Here is a 14,345-nt window from a genome sequence, read left to right on the forward strand (position 1 = left end):
GCCGCTTGGGTTGCTTTGGATATCTGCTTGGCCACTGTCATTGCCTCTTGCCCCAAGAGAGTAGATGTACAATGGGTTCAACAAGGGCCAAATATTGAAAATTCCCGTTTCACAGCGACACTTTGATAAGGGACACTAGGCGACCCGCTCGGTTACGGTGACGTCAAACCCGAGAGCTTCAATCCGCTTGCCCAGTCGCTTTACCTGAACCGTTGGATCGTCGTGGCTCTCGAAGTAATTGGCGCCTGATTCTCCAGACGCACAAAGGATAGCACAAGCATGACCTGCATCTGCGGTGTACGCTCGTTCATCGCGACTAAGACCCAAGAACAGCGTCGATCTCAGCGGCTACCTGCAGGAGCTGGGCCTCGCGTCGATCCACAGCCACGAGCTGTAGCGCAAAAGGAACCTGGCCACCAGAACCTTGGCCCTGAAGGCCAGGTGGTCCAGCGTTAACTGGGATCGTCAAGGCAGGAAAGCCGAGGTAGTTAAACGGCAACGTCAGTCGATTCAAGGAACCGACATCGAAGGCACCTCGGCGTGGAACGCCACCGGCAATCGTCGGCAACGCAAGTATCCCCTCCCCCATATCCAAAAGCGCAAGCCATTCTTCGCGGGCCACCGCCCTGCGTTCACAGGAACCGCGATAGGAATCACCACTAATCTCACTGGCTGAGCGTAAACGAGTAACTCCGCGAGGATCGAGACGATGTGCCTCATCGAGGTAACCGCCCAGCTGCATCAAGGCCTCAAACAATAACACCGTTGTCCCGTCATGGAATAAACGGTCGATATCTGAGCAGGGCAGCGTCTCGACAGACAGCTCGATACGAGCCAAAATCTCGCCGACCACCGCATCAAAACGGGAATCTCCCGATGGCACCTGCGCGATCCAGGTTGCTTGCTGACCCTCGAGTACACCACCAATGCCTCGAAATCCAGCCTCGAGATCACCTAAATTGTTCGCGAGCACGCCGATCGTGTCGAGGCTCGGAGCAAGGGGGGCGCACCCTTGGTCGTCGATGACGCCATGCGTGGGCTTCAATCCAAAGACCCCACAACAGGCGGCAGGGATGCGTATCGAGCCTCCAGTATCGGTCCCGATACCGACCTCCGCCTCCCCCAACGCGACAGCGACCGCTGACCCTGAGGAGGAACCACCCGGGATTAAGTCGATCGAGCAGGGGTTCGTCGGCGTGCCAAACCAAGGATTGACGCCATGAGTTCCAAAGGCGAACTCGACCAGATTGGCCTTCCCGCGTACGTGTGCTCCACTGGCTCTAAGACGAGCGACAGCCGAGCTGTCGCGAAGCGCAGGCTGAGCTCGGTGTGCGACGAGGCGAGAACCACATGACGTCACCGAACCCTCGATATCGAGCAGATCCTTGATTACCACGTTGAGGGACCCAGGCTCATAGGTCGCCACCTCCCCTATCATCCACGGGTTGTTCACGATAGATCAGCCTGTTCAGTAGAGACCCCAGAAACGTTGCCCACCGATGCTACATGCGTCGCCGAGGCCGGCGATCCCTGCAAATAAGTGGCGAGGAAGGCCAGCGATGTTCGCAACACCGAGGTCTCGTAGGCGTTCGTCTGCGTGTACGCCTCAAGATGATCCGCCCCGAGCAGCTGGAGATAGATCTTTGGGCTAGGTGCCTGGTCGTAGATCGTGGTTGAGAGCTGGGGTGGGTTCACGGTGTCAGCGGTGCCCTGGACCACCATCAACGGCATCGGAGGCGAGGGGAAGTACTGGCCACCATAGGGGGAGAACTCGGCACCCGAGAGGACGATGGCTGCCTTCACGGCACTATCTCGACAACAGGTGTTGTCGGTGAAGGCGAGTGTGGTATCCCCTCCATCGCTTTGTCCTGCTGCCGCGATCTCATTCATATTGACCAGCGTTGAGATCGGAGTCGAGGGGTTACTATTGAGCAAACCCACATCAGCGATCGCAGCACGCATGTCACCAGGCTGATTCAACATGTCGGACTCAAACTCGTCGGAGAGCTCGGTATTGGCCAAGTTGACGCCGTAGTGGCTGATCGCCCAGGCTGACGAGAGTGGGAATCGAGGAGCGGCAACCACGTAGCCTTTGCGCACCCAACCGCTGATCAGCGGAAGATAGTTCGACGGATCCACGTCAAAACCAGCCGCAAACACGATCAGGGGATACGGAGCATCGGTGGTTGCTGGCGCACCGTTGAGCGCGGGTGTCCCCGAAGTGACGGCCGTTGACGGGTAGTAGACATGCAAGAGATAGCTACGGGTACTGCAGGCGCCAGTGGACGGTATGCAAAGGACTCGACCCTCCTCCGTCACGGTCGTGGAGTACTCGCCAACACCACGGATGGTGGAACCACGGGTTTGGGTCTCACTCGGAAACGGTGGCACAGTCTCGGAGGGTGATCCAGGCACTGTGGTCGCAGTTGGCACCGTCGATCGCGACGCTACCACGCTGTTGCCGTTCGCGATCAAGAGCGCAGCAACCAAAACAACGGCCGCGCCGATGCTAGCGACGACAACAGTAGGACGAGAGGGTCTAGGCAACGACATGAGGAATGAACGATACTCCCTTCTCCACCTGAGCGATCTGCGCAACGTGCCGGGCGTAGGCTCCGCCGTCAAAGCTCGCTCGCAAGAACGCATTAATGATACTTAGGCCCTCATCATCGTCGACGAGCAGGGCTCCAAGCACCGCCACATTGGCATCAAGGCGAGCACGCCCGATCCTAGCCGAGGCCTCATCAACACACAGTATGGCACGCACCCCCGGCACCTTGTTGGCCACAATCAGCCCACCATGTCCCGATTCATCGATCACCACCCCTACGTCCGCTGCCCCTCTGGCAACAGCTTGGGCGACAGGCTCACAAAACAACGGGTAGTCGACTGGATCGTGAGAGCCGGTCCCAAAATCCAGCACCACGGCACCTTGATCCGCCAGATCGTCACTGACTCGCCTCCTGAGTCCGTAACCCGCGTGATCACTGCCGATGGCGATGACGACCGCGTTGAGCGCTGTTGTCACAGATAGTTGCCCGGTTGCTGGGTGGCCTGCGGCAACCCACGGTTTCGAAGCTCCTGAAGTTGGGTCCGCGAGTCCATCTGTTGGGCCATCAGTGTCGCCTGGATGCCGTGGAAGAGACCCTCGAGCCAACCGACCAGCTGTGCCTGGGCAATCCGCAGCTCGGCCTCCGAGGGCACCTCTCCACCGTGGAAAGCTGGTGCGAATCCGCGTAGCTCTTCAGTTAAGTCCTCCGACATCACGCCACCTAACTCAGCGACGGAGGTGTCGTAGATTTCAGCAAGGCGAGTGCGCGAATTGACATCGAGAGGAGCTGACTTGACCTCCTCGAGGAGCGCACGAATCATGGAACCGATCCGTAGCACCTTGGCCGGCGACATCACCAGCTCGGAGCGTGTCTCCTGGTCATCTGCTTCGGCTCCACCATCGGAAGACAGCACTTGCGATCCGTCATGTACCTCTGACATCTGTATCCTTTCGATCTGGGGTGCCAGCATGCACGATAGTGGCACGCGACCTGTATTGACAGCCTACCTGACAAAGGTGAGGATTGGAATGATCATCTCAGCAGCGGTTAAACCGCCGTGTCGACAGACGAGTTGGAGCGCACCAGTGTCGTCAGGATCAAAGAAGCTGACTGGCTCGGTCGGGATCAGCGCCACATCCCCAACGCGCGCCTGGACCCCCCGAGTCGGCGTTCCCCCAAAGATCCCCTGCGCCAAGACCTCGGATCGCACCATGACCTTCGCGACATCGCAATAATAGGCCGACGCCATCTCAGCGACTCGTTCAGTCGCACCCGGGTGACAATGCAGCCATCGGAAACGGCCCTCACCCGACAACGACTTGACCAGCGCCATCACATTCTCATCGATCCGTAGAGGAGACGAAGGGATCTCTACCTGGCCGTGATCGGAGGTGATGATTAAAGCCGTCCCGGCAGGTAGCTCATCGAGCAACATTCCTACAAAGACATCAACCATCCGCAGCTCACGCTCGTACGGCTCACCGAGACCAAACTCGTGGGCAACCGTATCGATACCGTCATAGTAAGCAAAGATAAGCTTCTCTCCGTCAGCAATGCTCCCAAGCACCTTCGACACGAGGCTGGACATCGTATGCCAATATCTAAGTCGGCCACCGCGCAAATGCACCTGCGTAAAACCCGTCTTCGCGAACAGATACTTGGTCACCACCACCGGAGTCTCGCCACAGAAGGGAGGAACTGGTTGAAAATCCATCGGCAACGGTGGCGCAACATCATAGGCCGATGAACTCCATCGCAGGGTGTTTAAGATCGCATGGGTTCCAAGCCGGACTCGATACCCAAGCACGCCATGCTCGGCTGGTGTCGCCCCGGTGGTCAACGACGTTAGTGCGGTCGCCGTGGTGGTCGGTCCCACAGAGTAGCCACGCTGTACAACGCCACGTCGCAAGTTCCTCAACTCGCCAAGCCGTGGTTCAAGCTGGAAGAATCCCAAACCGTCGAGCGCAAGCACCACCACGCGGTCAACCCCGCCAAGACTTGCACCGAAGAACGCACTCGCGGCATCGTTCCTACCGCGCACGACATCGACCACCGTGGGCATCAGGGTGGCAAGACCAGGTGCAGTGTAGTCAGGTAGCACAAATGTGTCCGTTGGACTAATCGCATCCAGTGTTGTGCCCATGAATCCTCTCTCACGCACAAGGCTAACCTACTTTAGCATGGGGGCTGTCAGGTTATCGATTCCAGGAACCGGCTACGCTGACAATGGTGAAGGTGTCAACGCGCGGAGACTACGCATCGAGGGCGCTGCTCTCGCTTGCCCTACACCAAGGTTCTGACCGACCGACCTCGGTAGCCGAGCTCTCTCGACGCACCGGGTTACCACAGCCCTACTTGGAACAGATTCTCTTGACACTCAAGGGTGCGGGCCTGGTGCTATCGCGCCGAGGAGCGAGCGGCGGCTATGTCCTCTCACGAGATCCGTCACAGATCACCCTGGCCCAAATCGTCGCTGCGGTCGATGGTCCACTGACCATGGGAGACTTTGGAGCACCACACGAAAATGGTGCTTGCGACCACGAGGGCCAGTGCGTTCTCCGTGACGTCTGGGCCCAGGTTGGCAACCACATGCGCGAGCACCTGCGCTCGTACACCTTGGCCGATATGGTCGACCGTGCTCGCGGCATGACCCCGAATACGACCCAAGCGGTGGGGCGCTGATGCCAACAGACCGTTACCCTACCAACTGGGAATCGGACACGATCCTCTCTGACGGTCGCACCGTCCACCTCCGTCCGATTGCGCCAAGCGACGCTGACGGCATCCTTGAACTCCACGCACGGCTCTCGCCTGCCACGGTGTATTACCGCTTCTTCACACCAATGCCCCAACTCAGCGAAGCTATGCTCAAGCGCTTTGTCAACGTCGACTATCAAGATCGAATGGCGTTTGTGGCGGAGTATCGTGGCCACCTGATTGCTGTTGCACGATACGATCGCATCCCAGGGAACCCGGTCGCGGAGGTCGCATTCTTGGTCGACGACGCGCACCAAGGACGAGGGCTGGGCTCCATCATGCTCGAACAGCTGGCCGCCTTTGCGAAGACCAATGGTATCACGCGCTTTGTCGCCGACACCTTGGCGGACAATACCCGCATGCTCAAAGTGTTTCGTGATGCCGGCTACCAATTGATTCGCCACCAAGAGGAGGGGGTCGTGCAAGTTCGCTTCGACCTGACCCCAACCCAACAGTCGCGTGCAGCGATGGCCGCCCGTGAGCACCGTGCTACCGCACGATCGATCGAGGCCATCTTGCGGCCGTCGTCGGTGGCGCTTGTTGGTGCAAGTCGCGTTGCTGGCAGCGTCGGTGATCTCGTCTTCGCCAACCTCCTCGCCGGTAACTTTTCCGGCACCATCTATCCGGTCAACAGCGAGGCAGCCGCAATCCGCGGCGTCCGTGCCTACCCAACGCTATCGTCGTTGCCAGAGCCAGTCGACCTCGTCATCATCGCGGTAAACGCCTCCGAGGTCCCCAGCGTCTTAGAGGAGGCCATTACCATCAGCGCCAAGGGCGTCGTGATCATCTCCGCTGGCTTCTCGGATACCTCCCGAGAAGGCGCCGAGGCTGAGCGTCAACTGGTGGCACTAGCCCGTCGCAACGGTGTCAGAGTGATCGGCCCGAACTCGATGGGGCTTGCAACGCCTGCCCTCGGACTTCAGGCGACGCTTGCGCCGATCAACATCGGTCACGGCGGAGCCGGAGTGCACGCTCAATCCGGACCCTTGTCACTAGCAATTCTTGCCGAGCTTCAACGCGCCGAGATTGGAGTCTCTGGCTTCGTTAGCTCCGGCAACAAAGCAGACATCTCCGGCAATGACCTGCTTGCTTACTGGGAGGATGACGCGATCACCAAGGTCGTTCTCCTCTACATGGAGGGCTTTGGCAATCCACGAAGCTTCGCCCGCATCGCTCGACGTGTCTCGCGCAACAAGCCGGTTCTTGCCGTGAAGTCTCGCCGACGACGCGAAGCGAGTGGCCCCCTCGCATTCGGGGAGCTCGACGACGATCGCGCCGTCGAAGCGCTCATGCACCAAACCGGTGTTGTTCGCCTCGACACCTTGGAACAACTCATCCAGCTGGCTCGGGCAATCCTCGATCAACCGCTCCCTCTTGGCAACCGCGTTGCGATCTTGACAAACACGGGAGGCACCGGACCCTTAGTGGCTGACGCGCTCGGACCCGCCGGCCTCGAGCTGGCGACGCTAACAACCTCTGCAACGATGGCTGAGGGGACGAACCCCATCGAGCTACTTCCTTCGGCGCCACCCGAGCAGTGGGGGAACTGTCTTCGCGCGGTCCTTGACGATCCAGGGGTCGACGCCGTCATCGTCTGTTATATCCCGACGGTCGTCGGAAGCACGGAAGAACCACGAACCCTGGCGCCGCCAACCGCGCGCGGCCTCAGCGGGAGCCCCAACCCTGCTCTCGACGCCGCCGCACAAGTTGCCGATGCGATCGCTCAAGCTAGCGCCGAACAAACCAGCAAACCAGTGCTGGCCAATTTCCTTGCATTGCCTGGTGTTCCAGATGCCTTGTCTGGCTACGGACATCGCATCCCGTCCTACTCATTCCCTGAAAGCGCGGCGATGGTACTTGGACGAATGGCAGAATATGCACGATGGACAGCTCGCCCCATCGGAGATCCACTGACCCTTGATATACTCCCAATGCCGGACAGTCTCGCTGTCCACGAGGACACCGACCGTCATCTGATCGCGGGTGAAGAGGCAAAGGCGATGGTTGAAGAACTCGGCTTCCCAGTCACTCCGGCCCCAGGGGTTCGGCGCGAAGAGATCGAAGGACGCACGGCGCTCTTTCGGATCGAGCTCATCCACGACGGACGGTTTGGACCATTCCTACGCGGAAGTCTCTCCGGCGTAGCGTTCGATCTCTTTGGCGCTGCGACGGTGCATGCCCTGCCCCAGACTGACGATGATGTGCTTGACTTCATCGACGCGATACCCGGTATCACCATCACTGACGGATATGCAAAGCTACCACCCACCGACCGAACGCTCCTTATCTCACTGGTTACCAGACTGGTCGCGGTCGCCGAGCAGATGTATTCAATCCGTGCGCTCCTACTCGATCCAATATCGCTGACATCGAGGGGCATGTACGTTCGAGGTGCCCGGCTGCTCACACGAAACACACCGCTCGACCCGCAGATGGTCACCAGGAGCCTACGTACACCTGGCATGGTTCACCAGTCAGACTAAGTACCTTGTCGCGATCCGGAAACACCCCTCGTTGAGGGTCTAGCTCGTGACCTGCCAATAAACTGCGCCACGGAAGCGCGACCACCCCTTGGCCCAGAACCGACAGCACGGTGACCCGTTACAGAGACGCCACCATCGAACCTGTGAGGTCACACGCCCGGTCGCCTACGGGCCCTCGCCGAGAACCCTTACCTAGCGAAGCCCGTAGAGACCGGGCCAACTACTGAGAGAGCATGTCCTCGATGGCACCGACCAGCGCCGGATCCTCCGGGGTCACCAACGGTCGAAAGCGGGTGATCGTAGCGCCGTCACGAGATACGAGAAACTTCTCAAAGTTCCATTGAATATCTCCAGCCTCTCCTTCGCCATCGGAGACCTTCGTCAGCTCCTGATAGAGAGGATGGCGACCGTCTCCATTAACCTCGAGCTTTTCAAACAACGGGAAATCGACACCGTAGGTGGTAGAGCAGAAGGTGGCGATCTCTTCAGCCGACCCTGGTTCTTGCTCACCAAACTGGTTGCATGGGAAGCCAAGAACACTGAATCCTTGATCTTGATATTTGCGATGGAGCGCTACCAAGCCTTCATACTGTGGAGTAAGACCACACTTTGAGGCAACATTGACGAGAAGCAACACGTCACCTCGATGCTGACCCAAAGACTCCGGGGTACCATCAAGACGCTTCATCTCAAGATCGTATGGAAACACTATTACCTCCTCTATAGGACTAGTAGGAACAACTCGACTTGGCAACTGATTAGTCCCGAAGCTAGGCATTTTTCTCAGTTTCAGCCACCCTCACCCATGGCAGAACCGACAAACACGACACACCTGCGAGCAGTGCAACGCGTTCGAAGTACCTCCTCGATTGAAGCGTATCGCGCATCAGCCCCTTCGTGACATCGAAGGCTTCGTCGTGGCGACAGCTACCTGTTCGATCGGGCGCTACCAGCGCCCACAACACCAGGTTGGGGCTCCTGATGTCTGGCAGCGACTACCCTACACCAGCACCCCGATGCGCTATAGACGAACGCTCAGTCCAACTCTTCAACTTGGGATGTCCACTCGACCGAGACTAGCTCAAATTGAGCGCCGCATACTTGACGTCGAGATACTCGTTGATACCCTCAAAGCCACCTTCACGGCCAAATCCCGAGTGTTTGACCCCACCAAAGGGCGCCGCCGCGTTCGAGACAAGTCCCTGATTCACGCCGACCATACCAGACTGCAGGGCATCGATGGCCTGATGGACACGCTTAAACGACTCCGTGAAGATGTACGAGACCAGGCCATAGTTCGTATCGTTTGCTACGGCGTACGCCTCGTCATCATCATCAAACGCATAAATTGGCGCGACCGGACCAAAGATCTCCTCACGGAATATACGCGCATTCCGAGGGACCCCCGCGAGCACCGTCGGTGCATAGAAATACCCGTGATCGCCCACACGACTACCACCAGTCAACACCCTGCCACCGAGCGCCGTAGCATCATCAAGCAGGCCGGCCACCTTTACGAGGGCATCTTGGTCGATCAGTGGACCAACCTGGGCGCCTGGGGTTGTGCCACGAGCGACCTTCATCTTCGACAGCTCCTCAGCCAGACGCTCAGAGAATGCCTGGGCCAAATCCTTGTGGACGAGGATGCGGTTCGCGCTGGTACAGGCCTCGCCCCCGTTGCGCATCTTTGCGAAAATTGCACCCGGTATGGCCTTATCAAGGTCAGCGTCCGAGAAGACGATCAGCGGCGCATTGCCACCGAGCTCCATCGAAAGGCGAAGGAGGTTAGAAGACGCCTTTCGCATCAACATCTTGCCGACCTCAGTCGATCCAGTGAACGAGAGCTTACGCAGCCGATGATCGTCGATCAATCGGTCGGTCACCTCTCCTGGTTGGGAGGTATTGACGATGTTGAGCACCCCCGCAGGCAACCCTGCCTCAAGCAAGATCTGGCCAAGGGCGAGCGAGCACAATGGCGTCTGCTCGGCTGGCTTGAGAATCACGGTGCAGCCAGCCGCCAGCGCTGGACCAATCTTGCGGGTACCCATTGCCAGTGGAAAGTTCCACGGTGTGATCATGTAACTTGGCCCTACGGGTGATCGCGATGTCAACACCTTCGTTAGGCCGTCAGGAGACCGGTAGTACTCACCCTTCACCCGAACCGCTTCTTCTGAGAACCAGCGGAAAAACTCGGCCGCATAGGCCACCTCACCCTTGGACTCTGCCAACGGCTTACCCATCTCAAGCGTCATCAAAAGGGCAAGGTCATCCTGCTTGGCCATGATGGCCTCAAATGCGGAGCGAAGTATCTCTGCGCGATAACGTGGCGCTGTGGCCGCCCAGCTCGCCTGGGCATGCACCGCAGCATCAAGAGCGTCGAGCGCATCATCCGTACCGCCATCTGCAACACTGACGAGAACCTCTCCGGTGGCAGGATCCTCAACGTCGAGCTCCTTTCCAGATCGTGCGTGCCTCCATTCGCCACCAATCAAAAGTCCGGTAGCTACACCGGCTAGTACTCGCTGTTCCTCTGTACTGATCGCCATCTCTACTCCTTTATCAGGGCCGACCGCAGACTTAGATTAAGACCCCATGACTGCTTGACATATCATTGCATCGCCAGTACCGTCAAGGTGATCGTCTCGCTACCGTGATACTCTATACCCTACCGAGTCTGACAGCTCGCCAACAACATCACGGCCACTCCACCCCACCCCTTAAGGCCTCGCCAATGTCTGCCTCGATGGGCTAGAGGCCCCGAGCAATGCATTACTACCGGCGTACGCGTATCGGCGCTGAGGATTGATTCGTGTGTTGACTTTGGCAACGACAACAGACCAGGCGCCGGCCGTAGACCGAAAGCATGCGGCATAATAGCTGCGTCCTTTGCACCTCATTCTGCGCAACAACGCCTCGACGACAACACGCTGGGATTCGAGGCCGGGTCCCGAAGTGGCGGCTACCTGGCAAGTTGCTCCGAGCGCCGCTACCCAGCAGCCACACGCGTCAGCAACCCGAGAGCCTACCTGATCATGCCACGCCCAGCCATGACGACCGGACAACCCATGAACGAAAAACGACTATGGTCCGCGCCGCCTATCTGCGCTAGCGGGAAATGCTCGCTCTTGGGCGTGTCCTTAGGCGCTGGCGTCCTTCTTGTGCTTTGACCGCCCACGACGCACTAGGCCTACCACCACGGCAATGACGACCACCACGATCACGATGGTGGAGATCGTCGAGATCAACTTCAGGACAAAGGAGATCAAGGCAAATGCAATGATCACCCCTAGCACCCCTAGGACTACCTTGATGATGCTGCTCATAGCAACCTCCTCTCAATAGGACTATCCTAGCCCAATCGACGTCGGGACCCCAAGGCGACTACTTCGTCAATCGTTGGGTTTCGAGCTCGTCAATCGGCGGATCTGCTCCCTACGCGGTAATGTCACGCTGCGAAAAGTTAAAGACGGCCAAGAGATAGAACACTGCCATCCATCCGAGCTGCTCTAACAAGTCTTTATAGATCGGCCCAGCCAGGATCGGCGACCGAAAGATATTGATGAACGCCGACCAATAGTTCGATAGCAAGATCGGACGAATCTTGTCGAGTTGAGGTATGGCATCGAGAACTTCCGAGGCAATCGCGACGGTCACCGCAATCGATGTTGCCGCCAATGACGACGACGTAAAAGTTGATACCGCAATCCCAACCATGGTCACAGAAAATATCGATGCCCCAACGACCAGGGCGGCCAGCAGCGCCTCGAGCACGCCATGAACAAACGAGATCGTTAAGCCCGAGAGGGTAACCACCTGATGGTGGGGGAAGAGTATGGCACCTGCCACCAATCCCACGATGGCGATCACGAGGCCCAATGCCAACGTGTAGACAAGGGCCGCGACCATCTTTGCATGAATGATCCTGGATCGTGGAACTCGACGGACCAGCAAGTAACGCAACGAACCATTGGCCGCATCACCAGCGACCGAATCCCCCGCGATGATTGTGGCAGCAAGTGGAAGGATCAGGGTCTCCATCGAGGCAAGGGCTGCGAGCGGCAAGAACACGGCATTCTGGGTGATCTCAGCGAAAAATGCTGGACCGCCGCCTCGTGGACCACCATGGCTGGCAAACCTCACCACCACCCCAAGTAGGATCGGGACGAGTGCAATGAGGCCCAGAATGATAATGTTGCGAGGGCGACGAAAGACCCGCTTGAGCTCCTCAGCGAACATCAAAGCCCTCCCCAACTTCAGCAATGAAGATCTCCTCCAGACTCGGAGTCATCCAGGAGAACTCCATGACCTCAACGCCCTCGCCGACCAGCGACGCAAGGAGACGAGGCGCATCACTAGGGTCTAGATCGACCAGGACCGCGGATTTCGCAATCGTAGCAGACGAGCCAGCCAGAGAGACGATATGCTCAAGGGGCGTACCAACAATGCGTAATTGTTGGGGGTAATCGCTACGGAGCTCCCCCAGCGCACCAGCTTTGATTAGACGACCCTGTGACATGAACGCCACGTGCGAACAGATCTGCTCAGCCTCTGACAAGAGATGTGTCGAGATAAAAATCGTCTTACCCAGAGCTGCAAGCTCGCCAATAAGGCGACGAACCTCGCGCATCCCGCTAGGGTCAAGACCATTAGTCGGCTCATCAAGGATATAGAGATCACGATCGCCAAGCAGCGCCTGAGCCAGGCCAAGACGTTGACGCATCCCGAGAGAGTACTTCCCGACAGGCTTATCAACCACCATCTCAAGGCCCACGGCCTCAAGCGCATGGGCGATAAGGGGCCCCCGCTTCGCGTGGCGAACACCCTCGGCCGCCAGGAACCGATCGAGGTTTTGACGAGCACTCAAGTACGGCACGTATCCGGGGCCTTCGATGAAGGATCCGACACGAGGCAACACACGGTGCAGACGAGAAACCTTGCGTTCCCCAAGCAACGAGAAGGAACCCGAGTCTGGATAGATCAGTCCGAGAACCATGCGAATGGTGGTGGTCTTTCCGGCGCCATTGGGACCGAGAAAGCCGAAGACAGAGCCCTCCTCGACCGAAAAGGTTACGTCGTCGACGGCGACCTGGCCCCCAAAACGCTTCGTAAGGTCCTCGACCTCAATGACGTGGCTCACCGAGCAAAATCTGGGTTAGAGCCCAAGTGCATTCGCATCGGTCTCTAAGACAGCTGGCTCAACGGCTCCCACAAGGGTGGAACCATTCGGCAACACCAACAGATTCACCAGTTCGGTATGGATCAAGTTGGCCGTGTTGCCATTTGCAAGCGTGACCGGTGTCTCGAGCTCCGCCAAGGTCTTGGACCCAATGGACTTCGTCATCTGGGTGAATGTTTCCTTGGGCAATTCCACAACGCTCTGCCAGCCAGCACCGAACACGGTCGGCTTGGACAGACTACCTGCGTTCATTGGGTCAAACATCGTCTGAAGCTGGCTTTGTGTCACCGTCTTCACCGAGGCCCCAACCGGCGGGGTAAATGAGAAGTTCGCACTCGAAGGATCCGTAAAGCTAATCGACTGATAGCCCATGGCCAACACCGGCGCTGAGGAGTCGACCGAGTACACCGAGACGTTGAGAACGTGATAGTTCTTAGCATCAATAAAGACCCGAATCGAGGAGATGGAAGATCCTGATTGTCGAGGAGTCAGAGTCAGCGTGTAAGCGGCATGACCAGCGACGTAGGTGTTGGCACCGACGACCAGCTGCGACGTGGGTGCAAGCCGACCGACCAACGCGTCAGCGATCTCAGTCGGGTTGGTACTCTGCGCAAAGGCGCTGGAGGTGTTGCTCATGGGTTGGCTGAAGGTGACGTGGTCCGCGCTAGAGGTGGAGGAGTTCCACAACCACGCTCCATTACTCGTTACGTAGAGATCGCGCTCGGACTGTGCATCGACCATCTGTAGTCTCAGATCTGGTCCGGAGCCTCGATAGACAACGACCTGTGACGTCCCCTCCGGGAGGGCAACGCCCTGACCCACACTCGAGAGAAGCGACGCATCTGAACCAAGGATATTGGACGTGATCTGCAACTGCCCACTGTACTGGACCGGAGCAGCACCGATTACCGCGGCAACAAGCTGCGATGCCGACATCGGCTGCAGAAGTGGAGTCTGGGCATTCGTAAGTGCCGGCGTAAGCGAAGCCGCGCCGAGCGCGACCGCAGCACCAACCAAAGGAATTCCGAATCTGTACTTCCAACGAGCCATAACAATCTCCTTACCGTACGCCAACGTGGTCAGGCACAACCCAACCCAGCTCAACCCTGAGACCAGCCCGGCCACCGAATCGCTGACGAAGCCATTCCAATCGACGGCCACACCCAAACCGAACGGCCGATGGACTATCGATGAAAACCCAGCCTAACAAAGCCTAACCAATAGAGGCCCATTGCTCAAAGCCGAGTCAACAGCTACTAGACGATGGTAGCGCAGGTACCTTATGAATACCACAACGTGGGCTGAGAGCCCGATATTCCGTTGAAGGCATCGTGGCTCTTGTCGGTTCGACGTCTACGGGCATCGAAGAGTCGCCAT

13 protein-coding genes are annotated in these 14,345 nt (G+C 58.2%); 2 read left to right on the plus strand and 11 right to left on the minus strand.

Translation table 11 applies throughout. The features are described 5' to 3' along the window. Positions 1-316 precede the first annotated feature (316 nt). The 5 genes from MP439_07265 to MP439_07285 form a co-directional block, all read right to left on the minus strand. Positions 317-1,426 carry an amidase gene (locus MP439_07265; protein ID MCI2975861.1) on the minus strand — a complete coding sequence of 370 codons (1,110 nt, stop codon included), beginning with the start codon at positions 1,424-1,426 and terminating at the stop codon, positions 317-319. A 23-nt stretch (positions 1,427-1,449) separates the two neighbouring features. After that, positions 1,450-2,553: an alpha/beta hydrolase gene (locus tag MP439_07270; GenBank protein ID MCI2975862.1), complete on the minus strand. Its 1,104-nt coding sequence runs from the start codon at positions 2,551-2,553 to the stop codon at positions 1,450-1,452. After that, complete coding sequence (locus MP439_07275) at positions 2,540-3,028, minus strand: RpiB/LacA/LacB family sugar-phosphate isomerase (protein ID MCI2975863.1); 489 nt, start codon at positions 3,026-3,028, stop codon at positions 2,540-2,542. Before MP439_07275 ends, MP439_07270 begins: the two co-directional genes overlap by 14 nt. After that, positions 3,025-3,492, minus strand: coding sequence for a bacterial proteasome activator family protein (locus MP439_07280; protein ID MCI2975864.1), 468 nt, complete (start codon positions 3,490-3,492; stop codon positions 3,025-3,027). The genes MP439_07275 and MP439_07280 overlap by 4 nt, the downstream gene beginning before the upstream one ends. A 63-nt stretch (positions 3,493-3,555) precedes the next feature. After that, a complete protein-coding gene (locus MP439_07285; GenBank protein ID MCI2975865.1) occupies positions 3,556-4,695 on the minus strand; it encodes an alkaline phosphatase family protein in 1,140 nt (379 codons plus the stop codon). An 83-nt stretch (positions 4,696-4,778) separates the two neighbouring features. Between MP439_07285 and MP439_07290 the strand changes: the two genes are divergently transcribed. Together MP439_07290 and MP439_07295 are read left to right on the plus strand one after the other, a co-directional pair. Beyond that, positions 4,779-5,234: an Rrf2 family transcriptional regulator gene (locus MP439_07290; protein ID MCI2975866.1), complete on the plus strand. Its 456-nt coding sequence runs from the start codon at positions 4,779-4,781 to the stop codon at positions 5,232-5,234. Continuing rightward, positions 5,234-7,792, plus strand: coding sequence for a GNAT family N-acetyltransferase (locus tag MP439_07295; GenBank protein MCI2975867.1), 2,559 nt, complete (start codon positions 5,234-5,236; stop codon positions 7,790-7,792). Before MP439_07290 ends, MP439_07295 begins: the two co-directional genes overlap by 1 nt. A gap of 220 nt (positions 7,793-8,012) precedes the next feature. On the opposite strand, the gene MP439_07300 is transcribed toward MP439_07295, so the two are convergent. The 6 genes from MP439_07300 to MP439_07325 form a co-directional block, all read right to left on the minus strand. Then, positions 8,013-8,480 (minus strand): glutathione peroxidase, encoded by a 468-nt coding sequence (locus MP439_07300; protein MCI2975868.1) that lies wholly within the window; start codon positions 8,478-8,480, stop codon positions 8,013-8,015. Positions 8,481-8,868: 388 nt separating this feature from the next. After that, positions 8,869-10,338, minus strand: a complete 1,470-nt coding sequence (locus tag MP439_07305) for an NAD-dependent succinate-semialdehyde dehydrogenase (protein ID MCI2975869.1) — start codon at positions 10,336-10,338, stop codon at positions 8,869-8,871. A gap of 591 nt (positions 10,339-10,929) precedes the next feature. After that, entirely contained in the window at positions 10,930-11,115 is a 186-nt protein-coding gene (locus MP439_07310; protein MCI2975870.1) for a hypothetical protein, read from the minus strand. 109 nt (positions 11,116-11,224) lie between these two features. After that, positions 11,225-12,028: an ABC transporter permease gene (locus tag MP439_07315; protein MCI2975871.1), complete on the minus strand. Its 804-nt coding sequence runs from the start codon at positions 12,026-12,028 to the stop codon at positions 11,225-11,227. Further along, the gene (locus tag MP439_07320) at positions 12,018-12,929 is read right to left on the minus strand and encodes an ABC transporter ATP-binding protein (GenBank protein MCI2975872.1); all 912 of its coding nucleotides are present in this window, start codon (positions 12,927-12,929) and stop codon (positions 12,018-12,020) included. The genes MP439_07315 and MP439_07320 overlap by 11 nt, the downstream gene beginning before the upstream one ends. A 15-nt stretch (positions 12,930-12,944) precedes the next feature. Further along, entirely contained in the window at positions 12,945-14,018 is a 1,074-nt protein-coding gene (locus tag MP439_07325) for a hypothetical protein (GenBank protein ID MCI2975873.1), read from the minus strand. Between the last annotated feature and the right edge of the window lie 327 nt (positions 14,019-14,345).

Source organism: Ferrimicrobium sp., assembly GCA_022690815.1.
Classification (GTDB): domain Bacteria; phylum Actinomycetota; class Acidimicrobiia; order Acidimicrobiales; family Acidimicrobiaceae; genus Ferrimicrobium.

Bases quoted from the DNA above. Each gene is read 5' to 3' on its own strand.
- MP439_07270 (MCI2975862.1), bottom strand. From the start codon at position 2,553: ATGTCGTTGCCTAGACCCTCTCGTCCTACTGTTGTCGTCGCTAGCATC.
- MP439_07280 (MCI2975864.1), bottom strand. From the start codon at position 3,492: ATGTCAGAGGTACATGACGGATCGCAAGTGCTGTCTTCCGATGGTGGA.
- MP439_07285 (MCI2975865.1), bottom strand. From the start codon at position 4,695: ATGGGCACAACACTGGATGCGATTAGTCCAACGGACACATTTGTGCTA.
- MP439_07290 (MCI2975866.1), top strand. From the start codon at position 4,779: ATGGTGAAGGTGTCAACGCGCGGAGACTACGCATCGAGGGCGCTGCTC.
- MP439_07295 (MCI2975867.1), top strand. From the start codon at position 5,234: ATGCCAACAGACCGTTACCCTACCAACTGGGAATCGGACACGATCCTC.
- MP439_07300 (MCI2975868.1), bottom strand. From the start codon at position 8,480: ATGAAGCGTCTTGATGGTACCCCGGAGTCTTTGGGTCAGCATCGAGGT.
- MP439_07305 (MCI2975869.1), bottom strand. From the start codon at position 10,338: ATGGCGATCAGTACAGAGGAACAGCGAGTACTAGCCGGTGTAGCTACC.
- MP439_07310 (MCI2975870.1), bottom strand. From the start codon at position 11,115: ATGAGCAGCATCATCAAGGTAGTCCTAGGGGTGCTAGGGGTGATCATT.
- MP439_07315 (MCI2975871.1), bottom strand. From the start codon at position 12,028: ATGTTCGCTGAGGAGCTCAAGCGGGTCTTTCGTCGCCCTCGCAACATT.
- MP439_07325 (MCI2975873.1), bottom strand. From the start codon at position 14,018: ATGGCTCGTTGGAAGTACAGATTCGGAATTCCTTTGGTTGGTGCTGCG.